This is a genomic window from Spirosoma sp. SC4-14 (assembly GCF_037201965.1).
Classification (GTDB): Bacteria; Bacteroidota; Bacteroidia; order Cytophagales; family Spirosomataceae; genus Spirosoma.
In genome coordinates, this window is the sequence record NZ_CP147518.1 from 7,336,382 (window position 1) to 7,362,241 (window position 25,860).

Here is a 25,860-nt window from a genome sequence, read left to right on the forward strand (position 1 = left end):
CTTAACTTAATGACCTTGTATAGGCCCGGCAATGACTTTCCCGTCCTGCATTTCAATGATCCGGTCTGATTTGGCGGCAAAATCGTTGTCGTGGGTTACGGTTATGATGGTCTGCCCGTAATCTTTGGTCAACTGCCGAAACATATCGAACACAACGGCCGTATTGCGCGAATCCAGATTGCCCGTTGGCTCATCGCCCATAATAATCATTGGATCGTTGATGAGTGCACGGGCAATAGCAACCCGTTGCTGTTGCCCACCCGACAGTTGCGAAGCGGGTTTTAGTGCCTGCTCTTTCAGGCCGAGTAAGGTCAATTTCTCATAGGCTCGCTGCTCGATTTCGGCGAATGAGTACTTACCCAGCCTCAGAGCCGGAATCATGACGTTTTTCAGGCAGGAGAAATCGGGAAGCAGGTAGTGAAACTGAAACACGAAACCCAGATGCTCGTTGCGGAAATGCGCCAGCGTCTGCTGCGACTGCCCCGTAACCAATTGGCCGTTCAGGCACAACTGACCTTCGTAGTCGGTATCCATTGTGGACAGGATATAGAGCATGGTCGATTTACCACTCCCCGACTTACCGATAATCGACACAAATTCCCCTTTCTGTACCGAAATACTAACCTCGTTCAATACCTGAAATTTGTCGGGCGTGTAGAAGTACTTGTTGATGTGTTGGGCGGTGAGAATGACACTCATGTCAATGATGAATTATGAATGATGAATTATAGGCGATACGCCAGTAGGCATTTATCATTCATAATTCATCATTTAAGACCTATCCCCTGATAATGCTGACCGGATCGACGTTGGCGGCTTTTCGGGCGGGGATATAGCCTGCGAAAAAGGAGGTGACAACACCGAATAGAAACCCCTGCACATAATGCCGCAGGTGAAACGACATGGGCAGGTAGGTTATATTGCCCATACCGATGTAGTATCTGGAAGCCAGTAGTGACAACCCCCAACCTACTGTTGCACCCAATAGGCCTCCAAGCAACCCAATAATGATAGCCTGCCGGATAAAAATCCCGACAACATCGGCCCCATCGAAACCGGTTGCTTTCAGAATAGCGATCTCTTTGATCTTCTCATAGATACTCATCGTCAGAATGTTATAAATCCCGAAACCGGCTACGATCAGAATGGTAATCACCACCGCATTGGCAATTACATCCCGAATCATCCGGGCTGCCAGCGACTGCTCATTGGCGGCCTGCCAGCTTTCGACCGTATAGCCTGTTCGCTGCGCAAAAAGCTGGCTTACGTCTTCAGCCTGTGCGTAATTGTGCAGATTGATGTAGATGTCGGTGATGTAGCTTCGATTCTGCCGAAGGAGTTGCTGCGCGACAGGCACGTTGACATATGTTTTAGCTTTATCGATTGTCTTGATGGTTGTCTTAAAAATACCCACTACCTCCAGTTGGCGCGCCACGCCCTGCGATGAACTCAGCAGCAGATTATCGCCTTTTCGAAGACTTAGTGTTTTGGCCAGTTCGGCACCGATGATAATGCCATTCGGATTATTGGCCAGTTCCTCAACGTTACCAGCCAACATCGTCGACGTAATATCGAACATCCGATCCTGTTCCAGAATTGACACCCCAGCCACGTTGCCGTTTTCCTGAAAGCTTCCGACCGAATACACTACGTTTACATTCACCTGTGGCGATACGGCCGACACCAGTTTATCGTGTTTCAGACTGATTATCAGCGCATCGGGATTATAAATCCGGTTGTCGCCCGGAACCAGTTGTGGATTACTCAGCAGATTGATCCGCTTCGTACCAAAAAAACGATCCAGCATAGCCGTCGTAGCCATTGGGTTTTCGGCATACAGGCGCAGGTGCGGAGTAGTACTCAGGGTTACTTTTTCGAAGTAATCGTTTGTTCCCGTAATCAACGAGTTCATGAAGATGTACATCGAAATGCCGAACATAACCCCAATGGCCGCCACCGCCGTCTGTTTAGGTCGGGCCGTCAGGTACGTAAACGCGATATCGGTGTTTATATCCAGATGCATCTTAAAACGCTTTCAGAATTTGCTCACCCGGTTTCAACCCACTCAACACGTCAACCCAATCGGTCGAAACAATTCCTGTTTTTACTGCAATTGTATCGCCCTGCTCGGCCCGAATCACTTTCGAATCGGGGCTCAGGCAGGCTTTCGGAATCAGTAATGCCCGGTCTTTTTCGGCCACAATGATGTTCGCCTGCAAAGGCGTTCCTGCAATCAGTCCGGCGGGTGGATTCACAAAAACGGCATCGACTGGATAGGCCTGCGTCGACTCATCGAAAAGCGGGCTAATCGCCTGAACGGTGGCTTTATACGTTGAGTCTTTCCGGGTATTGAGTTGCACCAGCACAGACTGTCCTTTCTGGATACGGGCAATACTGTTTTCATCGACACTCAGTTTAATGACAAATCCCGATGTACTGCCCAACGCTACCAGCGGCTCACCCCGCCGAACGAGTTCGCCTGGTTTTTTATAGGTTTTCAGCACCCGATACGACCCGGCCGGAGCCACCAGCTTATCGTACTGCACATTCGATTTAGCAATTTCATACTGACTGCGGTTGTTGGCTACGGCCTGATCCAGACTCCGCTGGGTCGACACAATCGATTGCTCAATCTGGCGCAACGAATTCAGCGAAGTTTCATACGCCAAACGGGCATTCTCCACATCGACCTTCGCCACCGAGTTGGTTTGCAGCAGCCGTTCCAGCCGATCCAGATTCGTTTTATCGGTCTGTAGTTTCTGTTGAGCCGTTTGCCGCTGTGCTTCCAGTTGCAACAGTGGTGGCCCACTATCTGCGGCATTTTTCTGGGCATAGCGTAGGTTTTCGAGCGCATTCTGCTCCTGAATGGAAGCCTGATCATGATCTTCGGTCACCAGTATCTGCCCTCCCGACACAATATCGTCCTCTTCGACCAGTAGTTCGTTTACATACCCGTCGGTATAAGCCGCCAGCACCACCTGTGTTTGCGCTTCCAGATGACCGTTTGCAAAAATGGCTTCGCGGATAGGCGCCAGCGTGGGCGTAACGACTTCTTTTTTCTGATTTCTGTTGCAACTGCCAATCAGGAGCAATAGCACCCAACAGACAGACTGATAGCATCTCATAGTAGTTTTACTCGTTAAACGTTCGTTGTCTGATTGTAAGCTGTACGCGCTGATTCAAATAATCGAGCAGGTGCTGTACATATTCGTTCTGATAGCCGATCCAGTCGGAGAAAGCCCGGAGCCTTTCGTCGAGAGGAATGATCCCTTCTGCCAGCCGACGCTGAGCGTGCAGGTCGTTCTGAGCATAGAGTTCCATTATCCGCTGCGACTTCTGTACGGTATTCAGAGCCGATGCATAGCCCTGTAACATACGCTGGTCCTGATGCTGTATCTGATGCTGAATAGCGGTATATTGTTGCTGACTGTTGAGCAGATTCAAATGCGCTACGTCGGTCTGGTATTTTCGGTCGGTACCGGCCAGAATAGGGATGTTCAGTCGAAGGCCAATATATTGCTGAGGCAAATGGCTGGCGTTTTCGAACGACAGAAACGAGTTGGCAGCCAATTGTATATTTCCCTGATAAAGAGCGCTCAACGTAGGCGAAAAAGCACTCTGCGCTGTTTTGAGCGACTGGTTCGCTTTACGTACCTGCGCCTGAGCCAGCAACACATCCGGATGCGTCGTAAAGTCGCTGGAATCGCTCACCATTAATACCTTCTTAGTCAGGGTTTCGGTTAAGGCTAACTTGCTGTCGGCCGGTAGTTCCAGAAAGGCTTTCAACTGTTCTTCGGCCTGCTCCTGATTATAGCGGGCCGTTTCGAGCGAGAGCCGGGTTTTCTCCCGATTAATCTGAGCCGTATTCAGGCTTACTTCGCTGATTGTTCCTTCGCGAAACCGATTTTGGGCAATCTGCCAGATACGATCGGCTGCCTGGTCGTTCTGCTCGGTTAGTACTGCAACCTCGTTCCACCACAACACGGCATAATAGGCATCCGACAATGTAGCATATGCATTGGCTTTGGTTTTCTGCTGCTGCACCAGTGCCAGTTCCTGCTCAATTTTCGCTGCTTTAATCTGATTCCAGCGGGGTAGATTGAGCAAGTCGAGCTGCGCCGATAGCATAGCATTGTACAAAAACTGCTTACCAAACACTACCTCGTTGAACACATTCGGTGATCCGCCAAACAAACTGGCCGGTACAAGCGTCGGCTGTAGCGTCAGATTATCCGTAAACCCGCCCGTTACGGCTATCGTAGGCAATAGATGGCCGTAGGCATTCTGAACACCTTTCTGAGCAATCTGTCCATTTGAGCGGGCAGTAGCAATGGCCGAATTATGCTGATTAGCATACTGCCAGGCTTCGTCCAGCGAATGAACGGTTAGCTTCTGGGCTGTTGCCGAAACCGAAACACTCAGTAAAATCAGCCAGCAGCGCCTAATACGTCGTGTTTTCATTTGACCCGTTTCCAGTCTTTACTGCGTGACATAAGCCCATATCGGGCATTGATACGGAGCGTTTGCGAGTCGACCATGGTAAGAGTTGCTTTAAAATCACGACCCTGCTTTGGTGTGTAAACAGTGCCATTCACCCACTCGTTTTTGGCAAACGTAAACGCTTTCAGCACAATGGTACCGGGTTTCAACGGCCTCTCAGAATCGGATTTATCCGAAATTAGTTTGCCGAAATACTGATTGTTCTGCCTGAAAATTTCCATCTGACGCTCACCCGTTTCGTTTTCGTAGATACCAAGAATCGCATCGGGCGTCAACGTAGTCTGAGCTATTGCATGCCCACCCCAAACGATTAGCAAAAGAGTCAGCAGCGCCATTAGAACAGTATTGCGTTTCATTGTTTTCTGTGTTACTGTTGCGCAAACCTAGCCGATAGCAAAGGCCGCTATTGTCAGAATCGATATGAAACGGGCAAAAGCGCAGCTGAAACGGACAGCCATCTCGTATCCTGACTTATATTATTGTTTTTGCCTGCATAGTGGTCTGTGCAGGCAGTACCGATCAACAGTTTGTTCTATCGCTAAACCGCTGGCTTTGCCAGCCAATCGTCTATGCTGGAAAAGTTCAGAGCTAACTTCCCATTATCGCAGGAAAAATGGGACGACTACATTCGTCATTTCAACCGAATTCAGGTTCCGGCCCGAACAATTCTGCTGAGGGAAGGCGACATCTCCCGCAAAGCTTATCTGATTGAAAAAGGATGCCTGCGCGTATGGTTCGACAAAAAAGGCGAGGATATAACCTTTCAGTTCTTTTTCGAGAATAGTACGGTATCTTCCATTGAGAGTTTTAAAAAGAATATTCCCAGCCCCGTTTCCATTGAAACCATTGAACCCTGCACACTGTGGTGGATCGACAAACCAGATCTCGATAAAATCCTTGAAGAAGTGAATGAAATCCCCGAAATGCGGAATCAACTTCTGGATACCCTCTTTGAGCGTACACTGAATTATATGGAACACTGTTTTTCATTCATTCGGGATACGCCCCAGGAACGCTATCTGAACCTGTTAACCCAACGACCTTACATTGTTCAGCGTGTACCTCAACACTACATTGCTTCCTATCTGGGCATAAGCAGCGTGCATCTGAGCCGAATTAAGGCCAAACTCGTCCGGCAGAAAGCATAACTGCGCCTAATTTGATAACAAATGTTATCGTTCAACGGCAGAGCAGCTACCTACTTTTGTCTCATCAATAACTAACCAGTAAGACAACATGAAAGCTGCTGTCCTCTATCCTAACGAAAGCACCCCCCGTTATGCCGAAGTACCCAATCCTGTTGTTGCCCGCCACGACGACCTATTGATAACCGTTAAAGCAGCTGCGATTAAAAACATTGACCGAAGCCGGGCAAGTGGCATCCATTATTCTTCGGATAGCAATACGGCTGATTTACTCACCATTGTGGGCAGTGATGGTGTAGGGCTGCTGGCCGATGGCAGGCGGGTTTATGCGATAAGCGAAAACGGTATGGGTGCCGAAGAGGCTGTAGTCCGAAACGACTTTACAGTGCCTATACCCGATTCGCTGGACAATGCAACAGCGGCAGCTCTGCCAAATGCCGTTATGGGTTCTGCTATGGGCCTGCGCGTTAGGGCAGGTATGCAACCGGGCGAAACGGTACTGATTAATGGAGCAACAGGTTTTACAGGCCGGGTGGCAGTGCAGATAGCCAAACACTATGGTGCCAAAAAAGTGATTGCTACGGGACGCAATCCGGAATCGCTACAGGCTTTGCTGGCCATGGGTGCCGATGAAGTGATTTCGGTCGATCAAACCGACAACGATTTCATGGGTCAACTTCGTGCATTGCATACCAGCACACCCATCGATGTAATCGTCGACTATTTGTGGGGGCATTCGGCCGAATTACTATTAACAGCGCTAAAAGGCAGAGGAGCCTTTACGCATCCCATTCGTTTTGTGTCGGTAGGCAGCATGGCAGGTGATACGATTCAGCTATCGGCAGCGATTTTGCGGAGCGTCGATCTTCAACTTTCCGGCTCGGGTTTGGGTAGCTGGCCCCGGCAGGATGTAGGTAGGCTGTTTCAGGAAATCTTGCCAGAAATGTTTCAACTTGCCGCTGCGGGTCAACTTACCATTCAGACGGTTACTGTTCCACTGGCCGATATTGAATCTATCTATACCGCAGCCATACCCAGTGGCAAAAGGCTGGTCGTTACCATGAACTAGCCATTCCTTCCCTCCATTTTCATGAAACCGACACAAGGAATCACCGGGGCACTGGTGGTTGCGATAATCATTTTTGCCCTGTCGCCCGGTCCCCAACATATAATACAGAATCCTACAATCTGGGAATTCCGGGAGCAGTTTGTGTACCTGACAGGCGTATCGGCCATGTCGCTCATGGTGCTGTCGATGGTCATTTCGGTGCGTATTCCGTGGGTAAATCAGCGGATGCGGGGTCTGGACAAAGCCTATGTAGTGCATAAGTGGGCGGGTATTGTCGCTACGCTGTTGCTTATGTTGCACTGGCTGGACGAACTAGGACCCCAATGGCTCGTCGAATGGGGGTTCATTCCCAATCCCGGCGACTTATCAGATGGCAGTGGGTTTTCTGAACTGGAAATTAAGCTTTTTCAGAGTGGGGTTGCGCTGGCTCAGCTTGCTTTTTATGGCTCGCTTATCCTGGTCGGAATAGCTTTGTGCCGGAAAATCCCCTACCGTGTTTTCCGCAAATCGCACAAAATTTTTCCGGTTCTGTTTCTGCTGGCAGCATATCATGGTGCGACCGCGCAACTCAAAGAACACTGGCTATCCTCGCCAGCAGGTTATCTGCTTCTGGCTCTGCTTACAACTGGCCTTATAGCTGCATTAACTGGCTTGTTCCAGCGCATTGGCACTGCCCGGAAACGCATCGCAACGATTATACAGATCGACCAGCACGAGCATGGAATCCTCGACTTATGGTTAACAACGGCCCCGAATCCTTTTTTTTATGAGCCCGGCCAATATGCGTTTTTACGTTTTCTACACGATACGGAGCCACACCCTTTTACGATTGCCTCATGGGACAACGACCCGCATAAGCTGCGCTTTTCAATTAAATCGCTGGGCGACTTCACAGAGTCTTTAACCAATCAGCTACAGATAGGGCAACCCGTTACGATAGAAGGTCCCTATGGCGAGTTTAGATTCGATGCCCCGGGCACGCAGCAAATCTGGATTGCGGGTGGCATTGGCATTACGCCTTTTATGGCCCGGCTCGATTATCTGGCCAGTCAGGGCGGTAGCCAGCAACCCATTCACTTCTGGTATTCGACCCGAAGCGATAAGTCAACGCTGTTTCCTGAGTCGCTGGAAGCGTTATGCCAGCAAAATGGTATACATTTCTACCACCTCAACTCTACCCAAAAAGAGTATCTAACAGCAGAAATCCTTCGACAGACGGTTGGTAATCTTAACCAAACAAGTATCTGGTTTTGTGGTCCACCCACTTTTGCCCAATGCCTGCTTAACGGACTGGCAGATTATGGTTTCGATAAACGTCAGTTCCATTACGACAGCTTCACGATGCGCTAAGCCAGCCTTTGCTTAAATACGGCAAGTCCTTCAATTGGTGGCCCGAAAAACAAACAAATTTGGTCTTTAAAACAAAACCTAAAAAAACCGCTCCATCTACCTTTGTTCCAACAAATTAGCAATCAACAATGGAACAAACAGCAACAGTAGACAACTACAACGGCAAACTACAAAAACCCATCAAGTCAGGTTTTACGGCTAGCTCTACCACTACCGACGTTATTCAGGGCATCGACCTGACGGGAAAAACCATCCTTGTAACCGGCGGGTATGCAGGCATTGGCCTCGAAACGGTAAAAACGGTTGTTGCGGCCGGAGCTACGGTGGTCGTGCCGGCCCGCGACATTCATAAAGCGTTCAAAAACCTCGAAGGTATTCCCAACGTAACCATTGAAGCAATGGATCTGATGGCGCCAGCTTCTATTGACGCCTTTGCCAAAAAATTCCTGAGTATTCATAAAAAACTGGACATTCTGGTCAATAATGCAGGCATCATGTGGGTTCCGCTCCAACGAGATGCCAGAGGCTATGAATCGCAATTAGTAACGAACCACCTGGGACATTTTCAGCTTACGGCCAGGCTTTGGCCCGCTCTAAAAAAAGCAGGTAATGCACGGGTAGTCAATGTATCTTCGTTTGGCCACCAGATGGCTTCGTTTGATTTTGACGATCCCAACTTCAGGTACCGGCCTTATGAAACTTTACTGGGTTATGGCCAGTCGAAAACCGCCAACAATTTGTTTGCGGTAGAACTCGACCATCGGGGTAAACACGTTGGTATTCGCGCCTTTTCAGTACATCCTGGCTCAGTTAATGGGACCGACCTGGGGCGAGTTGCTCCAATGGATTTGTTCCGGCAACTGGGCACGCACGATGCCGACGGCAATCTGCTTCCCGATGTTGCCAAAACACTAAAAACGATTTCGCAGGGAGCGGCTACAACCGTTTGGTGCGCCACTAACCTGCGGTTAGCCGACCTGGGTGGTGTATATTGTGAAAACTGCGATGTGGCCGAATTAGACCTGGGAAACATTGAGCATCGCTACGATGACCCGCTTAGCCTGCGAGGGGTAAAGCCTTATTCGGTCGATGCTGACAGCGCGAAACGATTATGGTCGCTGAGCGAGGAGCTAACAGATGTAACGTTTGTAGCAGACTAACAGGAAAACATACAGAACCTGCTCTTTATCGTTAAGTTAGAGTTTTAGATTCTAACTTTTCATTCATACAGCGATCAGGTTTCTCGTTGCAATCTTAATAGAAAATGGGGTATCAGACACACTATATACATCCCGACCTTAAACTATCCCGCTTCAACGATAAGTTTTATAAAGCCGATGTGCTGTTTGAACAGCATTTGCTGGTCTGGTTTATTTCGGGAACAACCAAGATTATTCAGGGCGACCGGATATACTGGTTTGGAGCGGGAGACACCCTGCTGTTTCCACGCCATCAGTTGGTTACTGTCATCAACTATCCTGAAGGCAATTTACCGCACCAATCAGTGGTGATGCACCTGACAGAGAAACGATTAACCGATTTCTACACAAAAAACCGGGTTGATGTCAAGCAGGTTGAACCGCCAGTGTTTCGCACATTTGGCCAGCACCCGCTGCTGAAAAGCTGCCTTGCTTCTCTGGTTCCCTATTTTGACCTCAACGAATCGTTACCGGAAATGCTTGCTTCCATAAAAATAGAAGAGGCTATAACAATTCTTCGAACGATTGATCCGGGTGTAGATCCGTTGTTAGCCTATTTTGGTGAGCCCGGCCGGAAAAGCCTTGCCGATTTTATGGAGCAACACTATATGTATAACCTGCCGCTTGCCAAATTCGGTTATCTGACGGGCCGCAGTCTGAGTACGTTCAAACGCGATTTTAAAAGAACATTTCAGGCTACTCCTCAAAAATGGCTCACCGAAAAACGACTGGAGCTTGCCCATTATCAGATCAGAGAAAAGAACCGGAAACCGTCTGATGTTTATCTGGAAGTTGGCTTTGAAAACCTCTCTCATTTCGGATATGCCTTCAAAAAACGCTTTGGCTACGCTCCAACCCAGACCTTCGATTAGCATTACAGGCTCACCACCTATTGCTGTAGCCAGTTCAGGAACTCACTCACTTTTGCTTTGCTGATAATAACCGGCTCAGTGGTAGGTATGGTAAGCTTCACGATGAGCTTACGGCCAAAATAACGTTCGCCTTTCTGTACGCTCTGACGATGAATGATAAATTGCCGATTGGCCCGAAAGAACAAGTGTGGCGACAGAAGTTTTTCCAGTTCGTCGAGCGTTTGGGAGAGCACATAGCGCTGTCCCGTTACGGTTGTTGCCGAAACGACTCCCTCTTCGTAGTGAACAAACAATATGCCGGACACGCTCAGTGGTGTAATCGAGTCGCGGTGATATACCAGCAATGAGGTTGGAGAAGCAGGTCGGCTAAGTTGTTCGAGTAGCCGTTGAAACGTAGGTAAAGCAGGAGTGTTGCTGGCAATCAGATTCTCGTATTTTTTGATGGCCAGCGCCAGCCGGTTCAGTTCAATGGGTTTAAGCAGGTAGTCGATGCCATTAGCTTCGAAAGCCCGGATAGCATATTGGTCGAAAGCGGTGCAAAAAATGACCGGACAAGTAACATCGACCGTCGAAAATACCTGAAAACTCAGCCCGTCGGCCAGTTGAATATCCGAGAAAATAAGATCGGGTGCCGGATGTTGCGCCAGCCAGACCACGGTTTCATCAATCGACTGAAGCGTGGCCACCACAGTCCAGTTGGGACGTAGGCTGGCCAGCAAATTACAAAGCTCCTTAGCTGCCAGCAGCTCATCTTCTATTACAACTACGTTCATGGATTCAGCAAAGGAACTTTCACGGTCCAGGTCGATTCGTTGGCAATGATGTCGATTTTCTGATGCGCAATCATATCATATCGCAATTGAATATTTTTCAGCCCCAGTCCTGGCGACGGCTCGGCCAGGTGCTTAGGCTGCCGATTATTGGTTATGACAATGACATTGCCATCGTTTACAATGTTAATAATCAATGGTCTGGCCAGTGTAGCCGTATTATGCTTAATCGCATTTTCGATCAATAGCTGAAGCACAAACGGCAGAATATGTTGATCATAAAGCGTGGCTGCTATTTTAATATGGCACCGCAGGCCATCGCCAAAACGCGCTTTCTGGATCGACAGATATGATTCGGCAAAAGCCAGTTCGTCTTTAACCGAAATCACATCGGTATTGGTATAACTCAACAAATAGCGATACACATTAGCGAGTTGAATCGTAAACGCTCTAACGGGTTCTTCGTGGCTCATACTTTTTAGTGTATTGAGCGAATTGAACAGAAAATGGGGGCTAATCTGTTGCTTGAGCACGTCGAGCGTAGCTTTCAGATTCTCTTGTTTTAATCGTTCATTTTCCAGCTTTGCCACCTGCGATTCTTCGTTCTGCTGCAGATAGTACGCCACAAAAAACAGGAACGACGATAGCAGGGTACCCCGCATGATTAACCAGATGTACCGCCGTATGGGAGCTACCGAATCCCAGATAATACTGTATCTAAAGAGTGCATTACTCAGTTGCTCAATCGATAAATAAACGAAAACGGTTATCCCTACACTCACAATACCAATAGTCCAGCGGGGTCTAAAGAAGGGGCTTAACCAGTGGTTATTGAGAAAATACTGATGAAGCAACCAGCTACAAAGTTCAAATACGAACGTATATACGACAGCCTCCAGAAAGGCGTCCAGATCGCTATTCCCTAAGCGTATAACCCTCGGCAGCGACGCCAGAACGGCCAGCGCTAATGTAAGATAGAAGCCTATTTTGAGATGATAACGATCCATAACGAGTTGGCTATACTACAAAAGAATGGCAAAATACGATTAACAAAAAACCGTGACAGCTTCTTAAACTGCCACGGTTATCGGTTTATTGCATCAGCAAAATCAGCCTCTGATCACTCATTGAACTGGATACTATTCAACTGAATAATACCATCGTTAGGCTTATCGCGCTTCACAACCACAATATAAACATCGTGTTTGCCCATAATGGGCTTATCGAATGTAGCCGTTACCTCCTTCGTGTTCTTCCAGTCGCCGGTTGCTTTATAGGGCGTTCGGTTTACGACCGGAGCCGCGTAGGAATCGAGCCGCACTTCTATTTCACCGTCCTTATTCAGGGATGAATACTCGTAGGTGAGCGACTTGATATTGGTCAGATCGACATCCTTAATCAGCACATAGGCTTTGTGATTGCCAGCACTCAACCGATTGCCCCAACGTGGGAAACCCACATAGGCGTCGGCATTGATGGTTTTGATTTTGGCCGGGCGAAGCGTTACCACATCGGTGCCGGTGAGCGGCCCCACCGCTTTAGCTCCCAGCGCGCCATTGTCGGTATAGGAAGCTAGTATAGTATACTGCCCACGGGCATCTTCAGGCTTATGGTCGTTCAGAGCCAGCGTACCCTGTAGTGGTACAGCTTTTTGCTTACGGGCATCGGTTAGCGAGAAAATGTATTTCACCATTTCCTGGGCATCCTGAACAGGTACCTGTGGGTGCGCACTCATGAGGTGATCTTTACTCCAGTTTCCACCACCGCCTTCGATGATCTTCTTGGCCAGCCGCTCAACCGTTCCGGGTTGCCCTTTGTAGCGGTCGGCTACTGCCAGGAAGGTAGGCCCCACCGAGGGTTTATCAATGGTATGGCAGGCCTTGCAGTCGCTGCTGGCAATTAGGGTCTTTCCTAATGAGCCATTGCCAATCGACGCCAGATCCTGGTGTCCCTGCTGCGAACCGGTCGATGGTGCTCCACTCGGCTGGGCACTGTATTCGTATACGACCTTAACACGCTTCGGGTCAATCTTTTTGTCTTCTTTATCCGTTACCTTCACAGCGTAGGTAAACGGTTTGTCGGGCCAGTAGAACGATTTATTGCCGGTCGAAGCAATGGCTACTTCGGGCTGGGCATTGCCAACCTTAACCAGAATAGTATCCATACCAACAAGCCCGGTTTGATCGGTCACTTTCAGAATGGCATTATAGACACCCGGCTTTGTGTAGGTATAGGTAGCATTCGGCTTTGTAGAACCAACGGTTTTGCCATCAAATAACCACGCATAGGTCAGTACATCTTCATCGTCGAGATCGGTACCGCGCCCGCTAAATTTCACGCGCAGGGGTGCCTGCCCAATCGCTTCCCGAATTACGGGCGCATTTCGGCCATCGGAAGTTAAATAGGAACGGGCATTCCGGATAGCCATAGCCACCGAGTCGACCACGGCAGCGCGGGCAATGGGAGCCCGGTTACCAGTATTATACTCGATTTTTACGAGTCGGGCGTCATCATTGTCAGCACCGTAAACAGAGCCGTATTCGAGCATATACATGACACCGTCTTTACCAAATGCCAGGTCGATGGGCCGCCGAAAGTCGCCATTACCAGCCATAAATGGCTCGTTTCGCAGGTAGTTTTCATCTTTATCGAAGCGGGCAGCTACCACCCAGTTGCGCATCCAGTCGAAAATGAACAAGGCACCGTCGTAGTATTCCGGAAACTTGGTTTTCGACGGTGAGTTTTTGTTGTAGGTATAAAATGCGCCCGCCATTGCACTGCGACCACCCTGCCCCAGTTCAGGAAAATCTTTGGAAGCCGCATATGGATACCAGATCATAGCTGAATTGACCGGTGGCAGGTTTTTTAAGCCAGTATTGTTGGGAGAACTATTGACCGGCGCTTTAGGATCAAACCGGGGACCGGCCACGTTAGTAGCAAAATCCAGATCGGGGTATGGCTGACTATTTCCGATAAACAATGGCCAGCCGTAGTTACCGGCTTTCTTGGCCTGATTGAACTCGTCGTAACCGCGTGGACCAATCGTGCTGTCTTTTCCGGCATCCGGCCCAATTTCACCCCAGTACAGCACCGATGTTTTGGGATTGACCGCAATTCGGTAAGGATTCCGCAAGCCCATCGTGTAGATTTCAGGGCGAGTAAGCCCACCATCTCCCTTTGGAGGAGGATTCGTAGCCGACCAGCCGCCAGTTCCTCCTTTGGGGCCGGAGGGGGCCTGAAACAGATTGCCGTCGGGAATGGTATAGGTGCCATCGGCCTGCGGACGAATGCGCAGTACCTTACCCCGCAAATCGTTGGTGTTAGCCGCCGACCGTTGTGCATCGAGCGTCAAATGATCGGGACGCTCATCGATTGGTGCGTAGCCATTGGATGGGAACGGATTGGTATTATCGCCGGTCGACAGGAACAGATTGCCCTCTTTGTCCCAGGCCAGCGAGCCACCGTGGTGCGCACTTGCTTCAAATTCGCCCGGAATTTTCAGCAGAATTTTTTCTGAAGCCAGATCGAGCGTATTGCCATTGTTGACCACAAACCTGGAGAGGTTATAGGTCGGATCTTTATCGGTATCGGGCGAGTAATAAATGTACAGCCAATGGTTTTCGGAAAACTTCGGATCGAGCGTAATTCCCTGCACACCAAAGCCCTGCTTGGTCGTCACCGCGAATTTATGCATCACATTCCCTTTATTCGTCTTCGTATCATAGACCGATAGGTTACCGCTCCGTTCGGTGAAAAAGATACGGCCGTCGTCGGCAACAGCCAGTTCCATCGGCTCATTCAGGTCGTTGACCAGCACCGTTTTTACGAAACGATTTTCTTCGGGCATCACTACGGCATAGGCCTTCGAATAATCCAGCGCCTTGCCATCGCCCATTGTCCACTTGAGTCCACCGAGCAGATGCTGCACAAACAAGGGGTCGCTGAAACTTTCGTCGGTATGGCCACCACCCGTATAAAACGCCCGCCCACCGTCGAACTCATGATACCAGGCAATGGGGTGATTGCTACCGTTGATGCCGCCATCGTAAGTATTTTCGTCCAGATTGGCCAATACATTCAGGTCGGAGTAAAGCGAACGGTAGTTGTACCACTCGTCGGTACGCTCCCAATGGTCGGGCAGATGAGCGGTAGAAATGTGTTTTTTATCGAGCACATCGACCGTTGCCTTGCGCACGTTGGAATTGCTCGGGTGGCTGGCAAAATAGCCACCTACCAGCTTATTATACCACGGCCAGTCGTATTCGGTGTCGGCAGCCGCGTGCACGCCCATATAGCCGCCACCGGCCTGAATATAGCGTTCAAAGGCAGCCTGCTGGGTTTGATTCAGAACGTTGCCCGTTGTGCTCATAAACACCACGGCAGCATACTGTTTCAGACTATCGTCGTTGAAATAGTCGGCATTCTTTGTTGTATCGACCAGGAAGTTGTTTTCGCGGCCGAGCTTCTGAATGGCTGCGATTCCGAACGGAATCGACGTGTGTTTCCAGCCTTTCGTTTTCGAAAAGACCAGTACGCGGGGCGGATTAGCCCGAACCGGGGCTTGTGAAACAGGCTCTGTTGCAGTAGCCATTGTGGACGTCGACACCGAACCGGAACCCGCCTGGTTGGTTGCCGTATGTGTGCTCAGGCAAGCGTTTAAGCTCATGCTGAGACCAACCGCTCCCAGGAGCTGAAGCCAGCAACGGGCCGATAATAGTAAGCGAATCATAGGAGAACAGGAATTGAGTAGGGCTTAGATAAAACCAGACATATTTTCCTATCAATAGTCTGTTTTTATCGATATAGACAACGATCGAATAAGGCGTATCCCGGCAAAATCTACCCGATTTTCTTAAAAGGTATATTGTAATCGTCCTAAAAATGGTTTATAAAAACACAGATACTGACTAAGAATCGGCTAGCTGGTGTTGGTCGCTTATTTTTGTAATCTACACGATCTCGTTTTATGAACCGCCGTCATTTTATCCAGCAATCAACAGCCGCCAGTGCGGGCCTGTTATTAACCAATCAATCCGTCTGGCCTTCTCCGACAGTCGATTTCCCTACGGTTCGCACACCGGTCAGTCAGCGAAATTTTAGCAGCCCGGCCGTCGATCAGACAATCGAACGGATGCACAAAATCAGTAAAGACCCCGAACTGGCCTGGCTGTTCGAAAATTGCTTTCCTAATACGCTGGATACCACCGTTCAGTTTAGTACTGCGAATGGGAAACCCGATACGTTTGTGATAACGGGCGACATCGATGCCATGTGGCTCCGCGACAGTACGGCTCAGGTTTGGCCTTATCTGCCACTGATTAAACAGGATCAGCAATTGCGGCAGCTTATTGAAGGCGTTATTCGTCGGCAAACCCGCTGTATTCTTCTCGATCCATATGCCAATGCCTTCTATGCCGATGCTACCAAAGAAGGGGAATGGAAAAAAGATCTGACGGCCATGAAACCCGGTCTCCACGAACGGAAATGGGAGCTGGATTCACTCTGTTATCCAATCCGACTGGCCTATCATTATTGGAAAACCACGGGCAACAGTAGCCCCTTTGATACAGACTGGTTGCAGTCCATGCAACTGGCGCTGAAAACCTGCCGGGAACAGCAGCGGAAAAACAACCGGGGGCCATACCGCTTCGGCCGGGAAACGAGCTGGTCGACCGATACTGTTCCGGGCGATGGCTACGGCAATCCAACGCGCCCCATTGGGCTGATCAACAGCATTTTTCGTCCGTCCGACGATGCTACTGTATTTCCTTTTTATGTTCCTTCAAACTGGTTTGCCGTTGTGTCGTTCCGGCAACTGGCTACGATGGTAAAGCAGTTTTACCCGAAAGAAGCCGGTTTTGCCAGCGATTGTCAGGCATTAGCCAGCGAGGTCGAAAACGCTTTGAAGCGGTATGCCGTTTACACGCATCCTAAACATGGAAAAATGTATGCTATGGAAGTGGATGGGTATGGCAACCATTTGCTTCAGGACGACGCTAATGTACCAAATTTGCTGGCTCTGCCCTATTTAGGAGCCTGTGCTCCAACCGATCCGATTTACCGAAATACCCGGTCGTTTGTGTTAAGTGCCGATAATCCTTATTTCTTCAAAGGAAAAGCGGCCGAAGGCGTTGGCAGCCCGCACACGCTGGTGAACAACATCTGGCCTATGAGCCTCATCATGCGGGCACTGACGTCTACCAACGATCAGGAGATTCTGGCACAGCTTCGTTATCTCAAAAAAATTCACGCCAATACGGGCTTTATGCACGAATCGTTCGATAAGGACGATCCGGCTAAATTTACCCGCAAGTGGTTTGCCTGGGCCAATACGCTCTTTGGTGAATTGATGCTAAAACTTGCTACCGAGCGGCCGCATTTATTGAGTAAAGAAGTATAGCCTCATCGGCTCTGTCGGGTTTATACTAAACTGGATTTGAAGCTATGTTTGGTATAAACCTATTGTGTCATATACTAACCAATTGTTATTTTTATCTCATTAACCAATAACCCTAAAATGAACCGTTTCCTCAATGGCTGCTTATTGATGGCAGCAGTCCATTCGCCCTTGTTTGCCCAGCAGGCTTATGATCTCCAGGCAGGCAAACCGGCTCAACTCAATGGTGTCGACTATGGCTATGAAATCAACAATGAGCGCAAGGTCGAAATAAGTGGTGAGCCGTTTATGCGCTACGAACTAACCATCTACGTTACCAACAAGAGTAACTGTACAAAGATCTTTTTTCCTAAACAGACGCTTTTCGGTCAGGAAAACCTGAATGAGCTAGCCGCTTTCGACTGTCTGAATGCCAACGGAAAGCGCCTGACCTCGAAAGGGGGCAAGGTTATGGCCAAACCCTTTATGGTGCCCTATCAGCAGAAAATTAAAAATTCGGAAGGAAAAGAAGTTATCACCACTACGCAGATTCAGGCCGGTCATATGCTCCGCAACGGCGAAACCGTAAGCAATACATTTATTGCTATTGTACCTGATGGCGAGCGGCCAAACTTAAAAGTACGGATTCGGGAAATACCTGATTTATAAGCTTTTCTCCGCCGATCGTAAGACCGGAATACGACCGGCGGAGATTTTTTCTAGTTGGCCCGGCTTGCCTGCCACATTCCGCTGGCCTGCCCTGCATTGGTCTGCCAGGTTCCTTTTAAGTCACTATCGGCAAATTTGCCCGTAAAACTGACCTGTCCTCCATCGGAGGGGTTTTCATAGGTAGCGGTCAATTGCCCTTTCTCCCACACGGCAGTTTTCAGATCGATTGGATAGCGGCTACCATCGTCGGTTACCATAATGACCTGCCCGGTTAGTTTACCACTACTGTCCTGATTGAGGACCATCTCAAACTTGCCGGACGAGTCGCCATCAAATGAACCGGACCATTTGCCCGCTACGGTCGTATTATCTGTTGGTGTCGTTTGCGCCGAAGCAACTGGACTTACAACGGCAATCATCAATAAGATCGCCAGTAGAACTTTCATAAACATAGTGAAAAGGATTTAGGGGTTTGTTTTCAATGAGTAAGAGACATATTCTCATAAAAGCGTTGCCTGACTGCCTATCATAAAATTCAACGTACTATGACGGTGTCGCTTCTGCTGATGTGCAAATCAGTAGCTAACTGCCGGGCCACCTGCCTATATGCATCGCCATTGGGGTGCATACCATCGTATGCAGTTTTCCAGGTCAGCAACGCCGAGTAGTCGATTATGTTCAGATTAGCCTCTTTAATTAATTGCTTTAGCTCAGGGTCCATAGGATACATTGGAAACACAACCACGTAGAAATTATCGTTACCGAACTGGTTGCGGTAAAGCTCCTTTGCTTTTCTGACGATGTTAACAAATTGCTGATAGTGCTGGGTAGTGTAGTGTTTGGGGAAGTTTATCTTAAAAAGTTTAACCACATTGCTCTTATACATCCACCGAATCAATTTCATCCGGGTTGGGTGCTTTTGGCCATACGCTCCATCAACAACCAGCGTTTGAGGATTTACGTGGGGCAGATAGCCGTCGGCATTATTGGCCCACACAGTACTGGGTGTTGCGCGGGCCAGATGATCGTCAATATACGTATAAAACGCAATTCCTTCTTTTTCGGATATCTGGTTTCGAAGGTTTGTGCTTTGCAGAATGGCCAGCATCTGTGTTGGCGAATGGCCCGATACACCATAATTGTAGGGATGATAGCCCGTTTGTTGACCAAAAAAGTAAGGTATCGTGCTCGAATCACTCACCGACTCCCCATACGTAAACGAGCATCCCATAAACAGAGCATACTTGCCAACAGCGTGCTGATTAGTAAATGGAGTAATACGCCGGGATAAACTATCGACATGATACGTCACTACATTTTTCTGATGAATCGGAGCATCCTTGCCTGCATATTCGATTTCATACTGCCCCGGAGCCGGTCGGCTCATGCCTAAGCTATCGTAATGAATAAGCGAGCCATTCGTTTGCTTACTCGAACCGGGACCGTTCTTTGCAAAACCAGGTTTTATGGCCGACGCCCGAGGCCCTTCTTTCCAGCGCAGAACAAGCGCGCACACGCCTTCGAGCAGAAGCCAGGTGATAAGAAAGCTCATTATGGATAGAATGACTCCTTTAACCCAGGCTTTACCATATAAAAGGCAAACACAAACCACCGCTACACTAGCCAACCAGATGGCGGCATTGGTCAGCAAGTCGCTCGTAGAGGAATCCGACAAATCGAGGGGAATCGCCCAAATCATTCGGGCGTAGAAAAAAACGATAATGCTCACTAAAAGCAGCGCTGCACTCCAGGCCAGAAACCGTTGAAGTTGGGAAATAGGCTTCATTAACGTATCAACAAATAGAAGCTATTGAACTGGTTGTCTTTCGATAACGTAAAGACAAAGCACATCGATATGTATAACTAATTACCCTATTTGCTGATTTAGCGCAAAATAAATCTAATTTTTTAATAGCATCTTGACAATGAGTTCAATTGAAGAATGGTACCTTTTTATAGAATCTTCGACAGACAGTCTCTCAGGCAAGTGAAATCTGTGCCTTTGTGGCCTGGCTGATCACATACTGGCGGGCTTCGTCGTATTCTTCGGCCGTACGCAGATGTTCCAGCAGAAACGGCACTTCCTGCGGTAGCGACGTTACATTTTGCAGATAAGCCCTGTAGTCCAATGAACCATGGCCCGGCATGGTTTCGGCAAAGTGCACATCTTTTCCATACACGTCTTTGGCATGAACGCCTACAATCCAGCGCCCTAACAATCGGAAGGTTTCGTTAATCAGAGCCGCATTGTTGTAGAAACGCTGTGGCGTATTAATGATATTGGCAATGTCGATATGAGCCCCAAATGCGGGTCGATCAATGGCTTTAATAAATTTCAGGTAGGATTCCGGACCGTCGGGCAGGCTCCATCCCATCATTTCCAGTGCGAATTTGGCCTTCTTCGGCTTCACGGCGTCGATTACCTTCCGGCAGTTTTCGACCGTAGCGTCAAAATAATCCTTCGACAGATTGCGGGCATCGGGGCCGTCCCATTGGTTAGGATTATAGGAACCCGCAATAGTTACGCAGCTTAATGCGCCAATGGCGTCGGCAAGCGCCAGCCGTTCCGTTACGTAGTCCAGATTTTTACGACGTTTTCCGGCATCGGCATCCAGCATATTCACCCAGGCTCCTACTTCGGCAATAAGCACATTTTGCGCTGCAAACGCTTTCCGTATTGCTTTAATACGCACAACATCGTTTAGCCCAACTTTCGGTACATAGGCAGCACTATATTGCAACCGTCGGTGTTCGCGAGCCAGCTCGTCTGGATCATCGCTTTTGAGAAAAATTGGTCCACCCAGGCGAAGCGGATTCGGTGCTGGCCTGGCAACAGCAAATGCCGGAAACGCGAGACCGCCAGTCAAAACGGCGGATGACTGCAAAAAACGACGACGTGTAAGCGATTTCATGGGCTAATCAGGCAAAACAACACCGAAGAAAGAATACAATAGCCTGGCTTTTACTCAAACAGACTCATTCCATTCCTACTTTCAATATCCGGCCAACCTCTTTGTGGTAAAGCCTGCCGATTGGGAGCTCCTGCCCGGCTATATCGACGTAGCTGGGCGTATAGGCTGCTATTTTATCGATAGCGACAATAAATGAGCGGTGAATTCGCAGGAAATTCGATTCGGGCAACATCTCTTCCAGCGAGCTGATACTTTGCTTTACAACCAATGGCCGAGCCGATGTAGTTATGATTTTAACATAATCCTTCAGGCTTTCGACGTAGAGAATATCGTGTATGAATACCTTCACCATTTTGCGATCGACCCGGAAATAGAGAAACGAGTTCGTAGGTGCCAGTTCGGGCTGCTTTTCAACTACCGAAACACGACCCATGTCGGGCTGGCTAGTTCTGAGTGCTGGTAATTCGGTTTTCATCACCTTGGCCACCGCCCGCAGAAACCGCTCAAACGGAATTGGTTTCAGCAAATAATCGACAATATCGAGTTCATAGCCTTCCAGTGCATAATCGACATAGGCCGTCGTAAAAATAATTTTGGGTGGCTGCCGTAAGCTACGGACAAAATCGGTACCGAGCAGTTTAGGCATTTTAATGTCGAGAAACAGTAAATCAACCGCCGTCGACTGCAATATGCCAAAGGCCTGAATGGCATTATAACATTTTCCGACCACCTCTAATCCGTCGACCATTTCGACATACGACTCAATAATTTCCAGAGCGGGTGGTTCATCATCAACCAGCAAACAACGGATTGGCATAACGTTAATGAACAACTTCTACAACGTGAGAAATCGGCGGCAATGGTTCAGCAACAACTGGCGACAAGTCCAGCGTTAAGGCAACCATAAAGGTTTCTTCCTCGGCTACAATGCGCAGATCATGGCGGTTCGGATAAAGCAGTTGCAACCGTTTCTGCACATTCTGTAAGCCAATGCCCCCCACATGAGCCTCATTGTGGGGCGTTGCTTCCCGGCTGTTGATCACTTTAAATTTTAGCGTATTTCCCTGCACCTGCAGATCCACATGCATCCAGGCCTGCTCCAGTTGTTCGCTGGTACCATGTTTAAACGCATTTTCGAGAAACGGAACCAGGAGCAGGGGTGCAATTTGCTTTTGCTCATACTGGCCCGATATATCGACCGACATATCCAGCCGATCGCCATAGCGCAATTGCTCCAGTCCAATGTAGCTGCGCATAAAGGCAAGCTCTTTTTGCAGAGGCACTTCTAATGTATTACACTCGTAGAGCATATATCGTAGCAAATCCGACAATTTCAGTACTACCGCTGGCGAACGATCCGACTTATTGAGCGTAAGCGAATATAAATTGTTTAATGTATTGAACAGAAAATGCGGATGTACCTGCGATTTCAGCAATTGCAATTCGGCCTGCAATTTTTCGCGGTCAATCTGTTGATAGGCCTGCTGCTTCAGATACCAGATCTTCACCAGTTTAATGGCAGCCGCAAAACCGCCAATTGTGGTTGCTCCGCGCATACCGGCCATCATAGCAAAGAAGAATGTATTCCCCGACTGGCGGTTATTTAGAATTAACCGTACGGGGTAAACAATATATTGGGCCAGCAGTGCCGAAATAAATGAGGTAGCTACAACCAGAAGGACAATATTGACAAATGCCCAGCCATACTGACTCGTCAACAGGAAACGGGGAATAAGCCAATAAAGAATGCAGTAGGTCAGAAACATATGGGCAGGCATGAACAGAATGGCGTCGACACCCGCCACCAAAAAGCCTTTCAGCAAGGCAATAGGCCAGCTAACTCCCTGATGAATCAGGTAATTGGCCGGTAAAAACCCATATGTCAGCATAAAAAATAGTGCCCACACAGCCCAGAACAAGCCATGCCGGGCCAGTCGCACACGAGGTCGGTCGGAGAAGACAAATTCGTTGGTCAAAGGTTGCATACATCAGCCCGTTACGTACCCGAAGTTAGACAAACGGAACGAGTTCACCTACTAGCAGCACCAATTGTCGACAGACAACTGTCTAGTGTCGCCAAACGACATAAAATCCACTAAAATACTACTGATAGACAATCAGTTGATGTTTGGTAGTGAATTGGCGTCATCGGGCGAAAAGCCGAGCGGCCTATTTTTTAGCCCATTACTTTTGGCTCAACGTCAACCAAAAATACAACAACACTATGAACACTATAACATCATTCTGCACTGCCATTGCCACTGTTTTAGTTGCCACAGCTTCGCTGGCTACGGCTCAATCTCAACAAGTCAGAGAATCAATGGTACCCCGCGAAGGCTTCTGGGTAGTTGAGAGCCAGCCTAAAAGTCGCGAGTGTACTGTTCGCTTCTACACCAACGACCAGGAACTGATTTATGAAGAAACCCTAAATCAAAAACTGAACATTGCCCGCCAACAAACAAAACGTCGGCTAAACATTGCCCTTGAGCAAGCTATGTTCGTCTGGAATGCCACGCATCAGGTTCCAACCGACCGCCAGTGGGTTTCTATTCGCTTCGAAAAAAAGTAACGTAACCCTGTCTCTAAAATGGCCTGTGCAACCCACTGCACAAGCCATTTTTTTGGTGGATTATGCAGTGGGTATATCCCGTCGGAAGAGCGCTTTACAGCGTATACGCGTAAACCGCTCACTCATCATGCAATCCAACCGACGTACATTCATAAAAAGCCTGTCGGCTGCTTCGGCACTCGTTGCCACTCAGAGCATTGCCAGGCCATTCGGCGTAGCTCCCGCCTACATCCCGAATCTAAAAAAAATAAGCCCCAACGATAAGATCCGATTGGCAACGATTGGCATGGGTATTCAGGGTAATTTCGACACGCGGGCGGCCCTGCGCAACCCGGATGTTGAACTGGTTGCTGTTGCAGATCTCTACGACGGTCGGCTCGAACACGCCAAGACCGCTTTCGGAAAAGACAGCGAATTGTTTGCTACCCGCGACTTTCGGGAAGTGCTGGCCCGGCCCGACATCGATGCGGTGCTGGTTGTTACGCCCGACCACTGGCACGACCACATTACCATTGCGGCCCTGAAAGCCGGTAAGCACGTGTATTGCGAAAAGCCAATGGTACAGCACCTCAACGAAGGCAAAGCCGTGATCGACGCCTGGAAAAAATCAGGAAAAACCATGCAGGTGGGTAGCCAGCGTATTAGTAGTGCTGCTTTTCAGGAAGCCAAACGACTGGTAGCCGCTGGCGAAATTGGGGCCATCAACTACATCGAATCCAACAACGACCGTTTTAGTGCCATTGGTGCCTGGCAGTATTCGATTCCGCCCGATGCATCGACTCAAACCCTCGACTGGGATCGTTTTCTGGGCGACGCCCCCAAACACCCGTTTGATGCCAAGCGATTTTTCCGGTGGCGCAACTACAAAGACTACGGTACGGGTGTAGCTGGTGATTTGTTCATTCACCTGATCACGGGTGTTCATTACGTAACCAATACCCTCGGGCCAACGCGTATTTATTCGTCGGGAAACCTCTCCTACTGGAAAGATGGTCGCGATGTACCTGATGTTATGTCGTGTATTATGGATTATCCGAAAACCGACCAGCACGAAGCCTTCCAGATGGTGCTACGGGTAAATTTCGCCAATGCGGGCAAGATCAACGATGTCACGCGCATTATTGGTAGCGAAGGACAGATCGAGTTTTCAGAAAACAACCTCATCATGACCAAAAAGAAACTGCCCATTGCACCTGGTTATGGTGGTTATGATAGTTTCTTTACGTTCACGGAGCCTGTTCAGCAGGAATTTGTAAAACAGTACGACGCGCAGTATCCACCCGACACCCGTAAGGCCGAGCCCGTGAAAGAAATTAAATTTGAAGCGCCAAAAGGCGATGACGCTCATGCTAAGCACTTCGGCAATTTCTTCGACAACATACGTCAGGGAAGTCAGGGAACCATTGAAGACCCGGTGTTTGGTTTTCGGGCAGCCGCTCCCGTGTTAGCCTGCAACGAAAGCTATTTTGAGAAGAAAGTGGTCTATTGGGACCCTGTTACCATGACGCAGCAAAACCCGGCAGCAAAGGCCAAACCTAAGCCCAAAACTGTTTCTAAAAAAACGCTGGCAACGTCGAAAGAGACCGCTAAAAAATCGTAACAGAATTACCCGGCAAACCTTTTGCTGCCGGGTAATTCCGAAAACCCAAAAACTCCCCAGCAGTGTATATAAGCCAGAAGAACCTATTCTGGCTTATGAAAACCTTAACCACAAATCCGACTCATTTGCCCTCAGCCACCCCGTGGCTTTGGCGTGGCATTGTTCTGGCTCTACTACTTTGGGTAAGCATCGATCTGTTTGTTCCGCAACGGCATAGTATCCGGCAGTTCGATCCGCAGGTAATGGCTCGTCAGGAAACGGCTATGTGGCGCTCTTACTATGAGAAGAAGCCTCTGCTCTTATTCTGGCAACTGGCCGCCAGCCTTCGCCAACACTTCCATGCTCCATTCTGGCGATCGTTCCGAATCGCTTTTGTGGCCACAAAAGCAGCTTTCGACTTTAAGAAAGGCCATTCCCGAGCCGATTACATGCAGGCACTTCCGCCGTTGATTGCCTATTACCAGTCTATTCAGGCAATAAGCATAGAGTCGTTTTCTATTGAAAAAGTAGCTCGGCTGGAGCTTGAATGGTGGATTATACATCGCCAGCGCGAACATTATTCCTACAACGATCTGGCTAAAGCATTGGCACAGACAGCTGCCGTTCAATATAATCAGCCCGTCCCTCACTTTGCAGTCTATGGACGCTGGCGGGCCGAAGCCATGCGCCTGCGGGACGAATCTGGCCAGCAATTGGGAGGCACCACCGAAACCGACTGGCAACGAATAGAACAGAAATTGGTCAGAGCCTGGACTGAGTTACATAAAGCACTTGGTGCAACAACAACTAGGAGTTAGCCAAAAATCGTTTTATCTAGTTGTATAGAAAC

General features: G+C 48.8%; 23 protein-coding genes. 10 read left to right on the forward strand and 13 right to left on the reverse strand.

Annotation, left to right across the window (positions count from 1 at the left end; translation table 11 throughout):
* Positions 1–6 precede the first annotated feature (6 nt).
* From WBJ53_RS30290 to WBJ53_RS30310, 5 genes are all read right to left on the reverse strand, one after another.
* The gene (locus WBJ53_RS30290; RefSeq protein ID WP_338873342.1) at positions 7–699 is read right to left on the reverse strand and encodes an ABC transporter ATP-binding protein; all 693 of its coding nucleotides are present in this window, start codon (positions 697–699) and stop codon (positions 7–9) included.
* 79 nt (positions 700–778) lie between these two features.
* The gene (locus WBJ53_RS30295) at positions 779–2,023 is read right to left on the reverse strand and encodes an FtsX-like permease family protein (RefSeq protein WP_338873344.1); all 1,245 of its coding nucleotides are present in this window, start codon (positions 2,021–2,023) and stop codon (positions 779–781) included.
* Position 2,024: 1 nt separating this feature from the next.
* A complete protein-coding gene (locus WBJ53_RS30300) occupies positions 2,025–3,125 on the reverse strand; it encodes an HlyD family efflux transporter periplasmic adaptor subunit (RefSeq protein ID WP_338873346.1) in 1,101 nt (366 codons plus the stop codon).
* Positions 3,126–3,132: 7 nt separating this feature from the next.
* Entirely contained in the window at positions 3,133–4,461 is a 1,329-nt protein-coding gene (locus WBJ53_RS30305; RefSeq protein WP_338873348.1) for a TolC family protein, read from the reverse strand.
* Entirely contained in the window at positions 4,458–4,856 is a 399-nt protein-coding gene (locus tag WBJ53_RS30310; protein ID WP_338873350.1) for a DUF2147 domain-containing protein, read from the reverse strand. Before WBJ53_RS30310 ends, WBJ53_RS30305 begins: the two co-directional genes overlap by 4 nt.
* A 213-nt stretch (positions 4,857–5,069) precedes the next feature.
* Between WBJ53_RS30310 and WBJ53_RS30315 the strand changes: the two genes are divergently transcribed.
* The 5 genes from WBJ53_RS30315 to WBJ53_RS30335 all read left to right on the forward strand — a co-directional run bounded on the left by WBJ53_RS30315 (position 5,070) and on the right by WBJ53_RS30335 (position 10,135).
* The gene (locus WBJ53_RS30315) at positions 5,070–5,648 is read left to right on the forward strand and encodes a Crp/Fnr family transcriptional regulator (RefSeq protein WP_338873352.1); all 579 of its coding nucleotides are present in this window, start codon (positions 5,070–5,072) and stop codon (positions 5,646–5,648) included.
* 88 nt (positions 5,649–5,736) lie between these two features.
* Positions 5,737–6,714 (forward strand): zinc-binding alcohol dehydrogenase family protein, encoded by a 978-nt coding sequence (locus tag WBJ53_RS30320; RefSeq protein WP_338873354.1) that lies wholly within the window; start codon positions 5,737–5,739, stop codon positions 6,712–6,714.
* Between the two features lie 21 nt (positions 6,715–6,735).
* Positions 6,736–8,064 carry a ferric reductase-like transmembrane domain-containing protein gene (locus tag WBJ53_RS30325; RefSeq protein ID WP_338873356.1) on the forward strand — a complete coding sequence of 443 codons (1,329 nt, stop codon included), beginning with the start codon at positions 6,736–6,738 and terminating at the stop codon, positions 8,062–8,064.
* Positions 8,065–8,192: 128 nt separating this feature from the next.
* The gene (locus tag WBJ53_RS30330) at positions 8,193–9,224 is read left to right on the forward strand and encodes an SDR family NAD(P)-dependent oxidoreductase (RefSeq protein ID WP_338873358.1); all 1,032 of its coding nucleotides are present in this window, start codon (positions 8,193–8,195) and stop codon (positions 9,222–9,224) included.
* 104 nt (positions 9,225–9,328) lie between these two features.
* On the forward strand, positions 9,329–10,135 hold the full coding sequence (locus WBJ53_RS30335) for an AraC family transcriptional regulator (protein ID WP_338873360.1): 807 nt from the start codon (positions 9,329–9,331) through the stop codon (positions 10,133–10,135).
* Positions 10,136–10,152: 17 nt separating this feature from the next.
* Here WBJ53_RS30335 and WBJ53_RS30340 read toward each other — a convergent pair whose 3' ends face one another.
* The 3 genes from WBJ53_RS30340 to WBJ53_RS30350 all read right to left on the reverse strand — a co-directional run bounded on the left by WBJ53_RS30340 (position 10,153) and on the right by WBJ53_RS30350 (position 15,634).
* Positions 10,153–10,908: a LytTR family DNA-binding domain-containing protein gene (locus tag WBJ53_RS30340; RefSeq protein WP_338873362.1), complete on the reverse strand. Its 756-nt coding sequence runs from the start codon at positions 10,906–10,908 to the stop codon at positions 10,153–10,155.
* A complete protein-coding gene (locus WBJ53_RS30345) occupies positions 10,905–11,912 on the reverse strand; it encodes a histidine kinase (RefSeq protein ID WP_338873364.1) in 1,008 nt (335 codons plus the stop codon). The genes WBJ53_RS30340 and WBJ53_RS30345 overlap by 4 nt, the downstream gene beginning before the upstream one ends.
* A gap of 113 nt (positions 11,913–12,025) precedes the next feature.
* A complete protein-coding gene (locus tag WBJ53_RS30350; RefSeq protein WP_338873366.1) occupies positions 12,026–15,634 on the reverse strand; it encodes a ThuA domain-containing protein in 3,609 nt (1,202 codons plus the stop codon).
* 237 nt (positions 15,635–15,871) lie between these two features.
* On the opposite strand from WBJ53_RS30350, the gene WBJ53_RS30355 reads away from it, so the two are divergent.
* Together WBJ53_RS30355 and WBJ53_RS30360 are read left to right on the forward strand one after the other, a co-directional pair.
* Positions 15,872–17,305 (forward strand): glycoside hydrolase family 125 protein, encoded by a 1,434-nt coding sequence (locus tag WBJ53_RS30355; RefSeq protein WP_338873368.1) that lies wholly within the window; start codon positions 15,872–15,874, stop codon positions 17,303–17,305.
* A 117-nt stretch (positions 17,306–17,422) separates the two neighbouring features.
* Positions 17,423–17,950, forward strand: coding sequence for an ABC transporter permease (locus WBJ53_RS30360; protein ID WP_338873370.1), 528 nt, complete (start codon positions 17,423–17,425; stop codon positions 17,948–17,950).
* A 50-nt stretch (positions 17,951–18,000) separates the two neighbouring features.
* On the opposite strand, the gene WBJ53_RS30365 is transcribed toward WBJ53_RS30360, so the two are convergent.
* The 5 genes from WBJ53_RS30365 to WBJ53_RS30385 all read right to left on the reverse strand — a co-directional run bounded on the left by WBJ53_RS30365 (position 18,001) and on the right by WBJ53_RS30385 (position 22,847).
* Positions 18,001–18,396: a hypothetical protein gene (locus WBJ53_RS30365; protein WP_338873372.1), complete on the reverse strand. Its 396-nt coding sequence runs from the start codon at positions 18,394–18,396 to the stop codon at positions 18,001–18,003.
* Between the two features lie 89 nt (positions 18,397–18,485).
* Positions 18,486–19,736: a hypothetical protein gene (locus WBJ53_RS30370; RefSeq protein WP_338873374.1), complete on the reverse strand. Its 1,251-nt coding sequence runs from the start codon at positions 19,734–19,736 to the stop codon at positions 18,486–18,488.
* A gap of 193 nt (positions 19,737–19,929) precedes the next feature.
* The gene (locus WBJ53_RS30375; protein ID WP_338873376.1) at positions 19,930–20,862 is read right to left on the reverse strand and encodes a sugar phosphate isomerase/epimerase; all 933 of its coding nucleotides are present in this window, start codon (positions 20,860–20,862) and stop codon (positions 19,930–19,932) included.
* A 64-nt stretch (positions 20,863–20,926) separates the two neighbouring features.
* Positions 20,927–21,679, reverse strand: coding sequence for a LytTR family DNA-binding domain-containing protein (locus WBJ53_RS30380; RefSeq protein ID WP_338873378.1), 753 nt, complete (start codon positions 21,677–21,679; stop codon positions 20,927–20,929).
* 4 nt (positions 21,680–21,683) lie between these two features.
* The gene (locus tag WBJ53_RS30385) at positions 21,684–22,847 is read right to left on the reverse strand and encodes a histidine kinase (protein WP_338873380.1); all 1,164 of its coding nucleotides are present in this window, start codon (positions 22,845–22,847) and stop codon (positions 21,684–21,686) included.
* Positions 22,848–23,086: 239 nt separating this feature from the next.
* Here WBJ53_RS30385 and WBJ53_RS30390 point away from each other — a divergent pair, with 239 nt between their 5' ends.
* From WBJ53_RS30390 to WBJ53_RS30400, 3 genes are all read left to right on the forward strand, one after another.
* Positions 23,087–23,431, forward strand: coding sequence for a hypothetical protein (locus WBJ53_RS30390; protein WP_338873382.1), 345 nt, complete (start codon positions 23,087–23,089; stop codon positions 23,429–23,431).
* A 127-nt stretch (positions 23,432–23,558) separates the two neighbouring features.
* The gene (locus WBJ53_RS30395; protein ID WP_338873384.1) at positions 23,559–25,031 is read left to right on the forward strand and encodes a Gfo/Idh/MocA family oxidoreductase; all 1,473 of its coding nucleotides are present in this window, start codon (positions 23,559–23,561) and stop codon (positions 25,029–25,031) included.
* A 95-nt stretch (positions 25,032–25,126) separates the two neighbouring features.
* On the forward strand, positions 25,127–25,828 hold the full coding sequence (locus WBJ53_RS30400) for a hypothetical protein (RefSeq protein WP_338873385.1): 702 nt from the start codon (positions 25,127–25,129) through the stop codon (positions 25,826–25,828).
* Positions 25,829–25,860 lie beyond the last annotated feature (32 nt).

Coding starts and splice junctions, on each gene's coding strand:
- WBJ53_RS30290 (WP_338873342.1), bottom strand. CDS start 699: ATGAGTGTCATTCTCACCGCCCAACACATCAACAAGTACTTCTACACG.
- WBJ53_RS30295 (WP_338873344.1), bottom strand. CDS start 2,023: ATGCATCTGGATATAAACACCGATATCGCGTTTACGTACCTGACGGCC.
- WBJ53_RS30300 (WP_338873346.1), bottom strand. CDS start 3,125: ATGAGATGCTATCAGTCTGTCTGTTGGGTGCTATTGCTCCTGATTGGC.
- WBJ53_RS30305 (WP_338873348.1), bottom strand. CDS start 4,461: ATGAAAACACGACGTATTAGGCGCTGCTGGCTGATTTTACTGAGTGTT.
- WBJ53_RS30310 (WP_338873350.1), bottom strand. CDS start 4,856: ATGAAACGCAATACTGTTCTAATGGCGCTGCTGACTCTTTTGCTAATC.
- WBJ53_RS30315 (WP_338873352.1), top strand. CDS start 5,070: ATGCTGGAAAAGTTCAGAGCTAACTTCCCATTATCGCAGGAAAAATGG.
- WBJ53_RS30320 (WP_338873354.1), top strand. CDS start 5,737: ATGAAAGCTGCTGTCCTCTATCCTAACGAAAGCACCCCCCGTTATGCC.
- WBJ53_RS30325 (WP_338873356.1), top strand. CDS start 6,736: ATGAAACCGACACAAGGAATCACCGGGGCACTGGTGGTTGCGATAATC.
- WBJ53_RS30330 (WP_338873358.1), top strand. CDS start 8,193: ATGGAACAAACAGCAACAGTAGACAACTACAACGGCAAACTACAAAAA.
- WBJ53_RS30335 (WP_338873360.1), top strand. CDS start 9,329: ATGGGGTATCAGACACACTATATACATCCCGACCTTAAACTATCCCGC.
- WBJ53_RS30340 (WP_338873362.1), bottom strand. CDS start 10,908: ATGAACGTAGTTGTAATAGAAGATGAGCTGCTGGCAGCTAAGGAGCTT.
- WBJ53_RS30345 (WP_338873364.1), bottom strand. CDS start 11,912: ATGGATCGTTATCATCTCAAAATAGGCTTCTATCTTACATTAGCGCTG.
- WBJ53_RS30350 (WP_338873366.1), bottom strand. CDS start 15,634: ATGATTCGCTTACTATTATCGGCCCGTTGCTGGCTTCAGCTCCTGGGA.
- WBJ53_RS30355 (WP_338873368.1), top strand. CDS start 15,872: ATGAACCGCCGTCATTTTATCCAGCAATCAACAGCCGCCAGTGCGGGC.
- WBJ53_RS30360 (WP_338873370.1), top strand. CDS start 17,423: ATGAACCGTTTCCTCAATGGCTGCTTATTGATGGCAGCAGTCCATTCG.
- WBJ53_RS30365 (WP_338873372.1), bottom strand. CDS start 18,396: ATGAAAGTTCTACTGGCGATCTTATTGATGATTGCCGTTGTAAGTCCA.
- WBJ53_RS30370 (WP_338873374.1), bottom strand. CDS start 19,736: ATGAAGCCTATTTCCCAACTTCAACGGTTTCTGGCCTGGAGTGCAGCG.
- WBJ53_RS30375 (WP_338873376.1), bottom strand. CDS start 20,862: ATGAAATCGCTTACACGTCGTCGTTTTTTGCAGTCATCCGCCGTTTTG.
- WBJ53_RS30380 (WP_338873378.1), bottom strand. CDS start 21,679: ATGCCAATCCGTTGTTTGCTGGTTGATGATGAACCACCCGCTCTGGAA.
- WBJ53_RS30385 (WP_338873380.1), bottom strand. CDS start 22,847: ATGCAACCTTTGACCAACGAATTTGTCTTCTCCGACCGACCTCGTGTG.
- WBJ53_RS30390 (WP_338873382.1), top strand. CDS start 23,087: ATGAACACTATAACATCATTCTGCACTGCCATTGCCACTGTTTTAGTT.
- WBJ53_RS30395 (WP_338873384.1), top strand. CDS start 23,559: ATGCAATCCAACCGACGTACATTCATAAAAAGCCTGTCGGCTGCTTCG.
- WBJ53_RS30400 (WP_338873385.1), top strand. CDS start 25,127: ATGAAAACCTTAACCACAAATCCGACTCATTTGCCCTCAGCCACCCCG.